This is a genomic window from Acinetobacter sp. YH12200 (genome assembly GCF_013418175.1).
Classification (GTDB): domain Bacteria; phylum Pseudomonadota; class Gammaproteobacteria; order Pseudomonadales; family Moraxellaceae; genus Acinetobacter; species Acinetobacter pseudolwoffii.
Window position 1 is genome coordinate 1 of record NZ_VPCO01000047.1, and the last position, 6,445, is coordinate 6,445.

General features: G+C 55.3%; 7 protein-coding genes and 1 pseudogene. 4 read left to right on the forward strand and 4 right to left on the reverse strand.

The window, feature by feature from the left end; genetic code table 11:
- The 4 genes from FTU90_RS15430 to FTU90_RS15445 all read left to right on the forward strand — a co-directional run.
- Window positions 1-316, forward strand: a 316-nt coding sequence (locus FTU90_RS15430) for a recombinase family protein (protein ID WP_004152828.1), incomplete at its 5' end; no start/stop codon positions are given.
- 177 nt (window positions 317-493) lie between these two features.
- Complete coding sequence (aac(3)-IIe, locus tag FTU90_RS15435) at window positions 494-1,354, forward strand: aminoglycoside N-acetyltransferase AAC(3)-IIe (RefSeq protein ID WP_000557452.1); 861 nt, start codon at window positions 494-496, stop codon at window positions 1,352-1,354.
- A 12-nt stretch (window positions 1,355-1,366) separates the two neighbouring features.
- Window positions 1,367-1,909, forward strand: coding sequence for an AAA family ATPase (locus FTU90_RS15440; protein ID WP_002063889.1), 543 nt, complete (start codon window positions 1,367-1,369; stop codon window positions 1,907-1,909).
- 581 nt (window positions 1,910-2,490) lie between these two features.
- The gene (locus FTU90_RS15445) at window positions 2,491-2,682 is read left to right on the forward strand and encodes a hypothetical protein (RefSeq protein ID WP_040234282.1); all 192 of its coding nucleotides are present in this window, start codon (window positions 2,491-2,493) and stop codon (window positions 2,680-2,682) included.
- Window positions 2,683-2,845: 163 nt separating this feature from the next.
- Here the strand turns inward: FTU90_RS15445 and FTU90_RS15450 are convergent, their stop codons facing one another.
- The 4 genes and pseudogenes from FTU90_RS15450 to FTU90_RS15460 all read right to left on the reverse strand — a co-directional run.
- Window positions 2,846-3,031: a hypothetical protein gene (locus FTU90_RS15450; protein ID WP_004197549.1), complete on the reverse strand. Its 186-nt coding sequence runs from the start codon at window positions 3,029-3,031 to the stop codon at window positions 2,846-2,848.
- Between the two features lie 272 nt (window positions 3,032-3,303).
- Window positions 3,304-3,912, reverse strand: a complete 609-nt coding sequence (locus FTU90_RS16260; RefSeq protein ID WP_306415568.1) for a DUF6596 domain-containing protein — start codon at window positions 3,910-3,912, stop codon at window positions 3,304-3,306.
- A gap of 10 nt (window positions 3,913-3,922) precedes the next feature.
- A protein-coding gene (locus FTU90_RS15455) for an IS5-like element ISKpn12 family transposase (protein ID WP_085947932.1) occupies window positions 3,923-4,683 on the reverse strand; the annotation gives its coding sequence in 2 pieces (ribosomal slippage) (window positions 3,923-4,359 and window positions 4,359-4,683; 762 coding nt in all).
- A gap of 288 nt (window positions 4,684-4,971) precedes the next feature.
- Window positions 4,972-6,445 (reverse strand): annotated as a pseudogene (locus FTU90_RS15460) (Tn3-like element Tn3 family transposase); the annotation flags it as partial.

The following is a 6,445-nucleotide window of genomic DNA, read 5'->3' on the forward strand; positions in this document are numbered from 1 at the left end:
AGAGTTTGATGCTCAGGGTGTCGCGGTTCGGTTTATTGACGACGGGATCAGTACCGACGGTGATATGGGGCAAATGGTGGTCACCATCCTGTCGGCTGTGGCACAAGCTGAACGCCGGAGGATCCTAGAGCGCACGAATGAGGGCCGACAGGAAGCAAAGCTGAAAGGAATCAAATTTGGCCGCAGGCGTACCGTGGACAGGAACGTCGTGCTGACGCTTCATCAGAAGGGCACTGGTGCAACGGAAATTGCTCATCAGCTCAGTATTGCCCGCTCCACGGTTTATAAAATTCTTGAAGACGAAAGGGCCTCGTGATACGCTTATTTTTATAGGTTAATGTCATGATAATAATGGTTTCTTAGACGTCAGGTGGCACTTTTCGGGGAAATGTGCGCGGAACCCCTATTTGTTTATTTTTCTAAATACATTCAATTTCGTTCCACTGAGCGTCAGACCCCGTATAGTGTTTTGCAGTTTAGAGGAGATATCGCGATGCATACGCGGAAGGCAATAACGGAGGCAATTCGAAAACTCGGAGTCCAAACCGGTGACCTGTTGATGGTGCATGCCTCACTTAAAGCGATTGGTCCGGTCGAAGGAGGAGCGGAGACGGTCGTTGCCGCGTTACGCTCCGCGGTTGGGCCGACTGGCACTGTGATGGGATACGCGTCGTGGGACCGATCACCCTACGAGGAGACTCTGAATGGCGCTCGGTTGGATGACAAAGCCCGCCGTACCTGGCCGCCGTTCGATCCCGCAACGGCCGGGACTTACCGTGGGTTCGGCCTGCTGAATCAATTTCTGGTTCAAGCCCCCGGCGCGCGGCGCAGCGCGCACCCCGATGCATCGATGGTCGCGGTTGGTCCGCTAGCTGAAACGCTGACGGAGCCTCACGAACTCGGTCACGCCTTGGGGGAAGGGTCGCCCGTCGAGCGGTTCGTCCGCCTTGGCGGGAAGGCCCTGCTGTTGGGTGCGCCGCTAAACTCCGTTACCGCATTGCACTACGCCGAGGCGGTTGCGGATATCCCCAACAAACGATGGGTGACGTATGAGATGCCGATGCTTGGAAGAAACGGTGAAGTCGCCTGGAAAACGGCATCAGAATACGATTCAAACGGCATTCTCGATTGCTTTGCTATCGAAGGAAAGCCGGATGCGGTCGAAACTATAGCAAATGCTTACGTGAAGCTCGGTCGCCATCGAGAAGGTGTCGTGGGCTTTGCTCAGTGCTACCTGTTCGACGCGCAGGACATCGTGACGTTCGGCGTCACCTATCTTGAGAAGCACTTCGGAGCCACTCCGATCGTGCCAGCACACGAAGCCGCCCAGCGCTCTTGCGAGCCTTCCGGTTAGAGGCCGTCGACAATGATAATCTGGATCAACGGACCTTTCGGCGCCGGAAAGACGACTCTCGCTGAGCGGCTGCGCGATCGGCGTCCGAAATCGCTGATCTTTGACCCTGAGGAAATCGGGTTCGTGGTGAAAGAAACGGTCCCCATACCAGCGAGCGGAGACTATCAGGATCTCCCCTTGTGGAGGGGACTTACGATCGCTGCGGTCAGCGAGATTCGCAGGAATTACTCGCAGGACATCATCATCCCAATGACGCTCGTGCACCCGGACTATCTGACTGAGATACTCGACGGGTTAAGGCAGATCGACGATCAGCTGCTGCACATCTTTCTGATGCTTAACGAGGACCTATTGCGTCACCGGATCTCGAACCAGACCATGCATCCTGACCCGAATCGGAATGCGGAGATTCGAGAGTGGCGATTAGCGAATGTCGCCCGATGCTTGGCCGCAAGGGAACGGCTTCCGTCCACAACCCGTGTTCTCGATAGTGGTGCACACACCAGCGATGAACTTGCAGCGATGGTGCTCGACAGACTCGATCAGCGCACCTGATCGCCTTCGACGCCTGCGCAAAGGGTAGCGCGAGGGTGGTGGTCTCAGTCTGCTTTGCGATTATTCTCCTAAGCCGTACCGCCTGACGGTCGGTTTACGTGACGCGAATGGGCGACTTCCGTTTCGGAAAAGCACCACCGCGGCATAGAGACGCCAGCTGCCGAAGCCTCCGCCTTGAAGGGACACGAACCGTCGACCCGCAAGTTGGTCTACTAAGTGATTGAAATCCAAACGCTCAGGCAAGCGGGGTGTCGGCTGTAGCGTAACGTTAAATTATAGAACCTAAAGCTCCAAATGCTAAATGGTATCAAGGGGCCAAATAGCGGCGGCTACAGTCGCCGCCTTTAACGGATAACAACCCGCAACGACTTTCGAGCCTGATTGGCTTCGCACGGCCTAGACACCAGGGTTGCACATATTTCCAGCATACAATTACACTATAGCTGGATCAAGCCCAAGGTGCACGCCGTACTACGACGCACTTGATCTAAAGTTGGCCCTTATCTCATTGAGACGGATAAAGAAACTCCTCGCAAAGCTCGATTTGTGGCTTCAGCATCGCGGTTCGGCGGTGGACCGCCGTGGTCATCGGCTTCATCGGAGTGCTTCTCGTGGTCAAGCCGGGCTATCTGCCGTTCCAATTGGGTCATTTGGCTGCCATCGGCACCGGGCTGGCCACGGACGCGGCAATCATCATCCTCAGGCGCGTCGGCGGAAAGGTGAAGACCACCAGCATGCTGGGCATCAGTGCCCGGCGCTTGCAGCGCGGCTGAGGCACGACATATGAAGGCGTAGCTGGAAACCCCCGTCAGGCCAAAATTGGCGACAGGGTCTAGATCCCTTATTCTAAAGCGCGGACCGACCCATAGTCGCTATTGGAGTGTCTCAAGCCGCAGGTCGTAGAAACGGCCGAGGCTCCTCAAATGATCGACGATGTCAGCAACAGATGGTCACGCTTTCCTTATCGCTGGCAGATTTTATCGACCACCTCACCAACACGGTCGAAGTCTTCTGCCAGCAGATCGCTCTCTGCAAAACATAGCAATCTTGTCCTACTGCGGTGATTGGGCAGCCGGTGGCGAAGATCTCATCAACGAAATCCGGGATCTGATCTTTACGCATTTCATCCTCCTGATGGCAGGGCGCCGATCGCATGATCTGAATAAGGTATGATCGTCATGGCTGACTGACCGCGCGACGCTTTCAGCGGCGTTGAGGCATAACCGGAGAGCCGCCGTTCATACGTGATGCGGCCTGCACATAGGAAACATGTCCTCACCGTAGAAGTGCAGCCGGATATGATGGCGCCGGCACAGCCAGCGGACGTTCAAAGGCTCGTCATACCTGTCATGATGCGCGTCCACGTGCGCGCAATCACCGTCAATCGACTGATGTTATCCAACATCTGTCCGAGACCCTGCCAGGCATTCCTCAGCGCGCGTGACCAAGAACAACTTTTGAGGTAGGTTGGTGCTGAGTACGGCCGCAGCCTGATAGGCTGCCGCAGCTTGGTCTTGGAAACCAAGACGCGAAAGGAAATCCGCCCGCGTCGCGTGAAAAAGCGGGTAGGTCTCCACGTCCCACTCGTCCTCAATCGCCTTAAGGACCGCCATCCCTGCAGCGGGGTTCATGGCCCACGACACAGCGACTGCTCGATTGAGGGCAACTACGTATGTAGGGCTCAACAGGAAGAGCGCGTCATATCTCGCCAGTATCTCTCGCCAATTGGTGTCTCGAAAGCTCGCAGCCCGCGCGTGACAAGCAGAAATCAACGCTTGCAGAAGATACCATCCAGTGGGAGACGACATGCGGCATGCTCGCTCAACTATCTCCAGACCTCGACGTATGAGCAATCGATCCCACAAGCCACGATCCTGACGATCGAGCGGCACTGGCAAGCCTTGACGATCTTGTCGGGCAAGCAGCCGAGAGCACTGGAGTTCCATGAGGGCTAAAAGACCAAGTACCTCAGGCTCCTCTGGCTTGATATGCGCTAGGGTCAGGACTCATTGCTCATAGCCAGAAGATAACGGTCGCAGCGAGAGCGATGGCGGAGAGAAAGGCCATTGGGCACCGGTCGTAACGCGTAGCGACACGCCGCCAGTCTTTGAGACGCCCGAACATGATCTCGATCCGGTTGCGCCGTTTGTAGCGGCGTTTGTCGTATTTGATGGTCTTCTTGCGGGATTTTCGACCTGGAATGCAGGGAGTGATCCCCTTCGCCTGTAAAGCGTCACGATACCAGTCGGCATCATAGCCACGGTCGGCCAGCAACCATTTGGCCTTGGGAAGTTCATCAAGCAAGGCGGCAGCACCGGTGTAATCGCTGACCTGGCCTGCCGTTATGAAGAAGCTGATCGGGCGACCACTCGCATCCGTTACGGCATGAAGCTTGGTGTTCATGCCGCCTTTCGTGCGTCCAATCAGGCGGCCCGCGCCCCCTTTTTTACCCGCAAGCTGGAAGCCGTGCGGTGGGCCTTGAGATAGGTCGCATCGATCATGATGGTCTTGTGCTCTGCGGCTTCAGGCACGGCCAGACCTTCCATCATCTGGATAAATACGCCCTTGTCGCCCCAGCGTTTCCAGCGGTTATAAAGCGTCTTCGCCGGGCCATATTCCTTCGGCGCATCACGCCAACGCAGCCCGTTGCGGTTGACGAAGATGATGCCGCTCAGAACGCGTCGATCATCAACGCGCTGGCGGCCATGGCTCTTGGGGAAATAGGGCTGAAGACGAGCCATTTGCTCGTCCGTCAGCCAAAACAAATTACTCATCAGTCGGGCTCCTATACGCCCATCTGAATCACAGCCGTCAGTTCAAATCAATGGGTCCTGACCCTAAACACGGCATCCGCCGAAACGGTCGCTCATGCGCGTGAGCTTCTTGGTCCTTCGCTGCTTGCTATTCGCGCGGAGGCGGAGCGGGCGGCGAGACGACGCGGATAAACGCTTGGCCAAAAAGCCACCAACGGCGACGGTCCTCCACCTCGGTCAAGCAGCGAGAGGTAGAGTGATATCTCGATAGGTATAGGGGTCTGACGCTCAGTGGAACGAAAACTCACGTTAAGCAACGTTTTCTACCTCTGACGCCTCTTTTAATGGTCTCAGATGTCCTTTAGTCACCAGTTCTGCCAGCGTGAAGGAATAATGGCCGAGCATATTGATATGTCCGTGGCAAAGCGGGGAGAGGCGTGCGATATCTTCATCATTCAGTGTTTCACCTTGCGCCCGGAGATGATCCAGGGCTGCCTGCATATACATAGTGTTCCATAACACGACGGCGTTAGTGACCAGCCCCAGTGCGCCCAGTTGATCTTCCTGACCGTCGGTATATCGTTTTCTTATCTCACCTTTTTGACCGTGACAGATGGCTCTGGCAACGGCATGGCGGCTTTCTCCCCGATTAAGCTGGGTCAGAATGCGCCGGCGGTAATCTTCATCATCAATATAATTAAGCAGATACAGCGTTTTGTTGATGCGCCCCACTTCAATGATTGCCTGAGTCAGTCCGGAAGGACGTTCACTTTTCAGCAATGAACGGACCAGCACTGAAGCCTGTACTTTGCCCAGTTTCAGGGAGCCAGCGGTCCGGATCATTTCGTCCCACTGAAGGACTATTTTTCGGGGATCTGATTGCCCTCTGGCAATATCATTCAGCACGCCATAGTTGGCATCATGGCCCATTCGCCAGAAAACCGAAGCACCGGCATCAGCCAGGCGTGGAGAAAACTGGTATCCCAGCAGCCAGAAAAGGCCAAAGACAAGTTCGCTGGTACCTGCTGTATCGGTCATAATTTCGGTTGGATTCAGCCCGGTCTCCTGTTCCAGAAGGCCTTCCAGCACAAAGATAGAGTCCCTCAGCGTCCCCGGTATAACGATGCCATGAAAGCCGGAATACTGATCGGACACAAAGTTGTACCAGGTGATCCCTCTGTTATTACCAAAGTATTTGCGGTTCGGTCCGGCATTGATTGTTCTGACTGGCGTAACAAAGCGCATTCCATCTGCAGATGCCACTTCTCCGCCACCCCATATCTGTGCCAGTGGCAGCGTTGCCTGAAAATCAACCAGTCTGGCATTAGCGCTGGTGATAGTTTCAGCCCGCAGATAGTTCGCTTTTGTCCAGTTCAGCCGGTGTCGGGTCAGTGCAGGAACATTTGATCTGATCAGTGGTTCCAGACCGATATTGCAGGCTTCAGCCATCAGCACGGCGCTGATGCTGACGGGCAGATCATCAACTCTGGCACTGGCTTCACTAGCATGGAAAAACTCATCAGCAAATCCGGTATGGGCGTTAATTTCGAGCAGCAACTCCGTTAAATCCACCGGAGGGAGCAGATCACTGATCATTTTGCTCAGTCGTTTCAGACTGTCCGGCTCATCAAGACTGGCGAGGGGAGAAATTGTCAACCGGGGCTTCGGGCCAGAAACATCGAGTTCGACAGCCTCATTTTCGCCAAGACGTGCAGCAACCTGTCTGTAACGACTATCAAGCTGATGACCCAGAGATTTTATTGCTTCCTGCGGGTCTGTCGGG

Excerpts from the sequence above, each read along its gene's own strand:
- FTU90_RS15440 (WP_002063889.1), top strand. The coding sequence starts at position 1,367 with ATGATAATCTGGATCAACGGACCTTTCGGCGCCGGAAAGACGACTCTC.
- FTU90_RS15450 (WP_004197549.1), bottom strand. The coding sequence starts at position 3,031 with ATGCGTAAAGATCAGATCCCGGATTTCGTTGATGAGATCTTCGCCACC.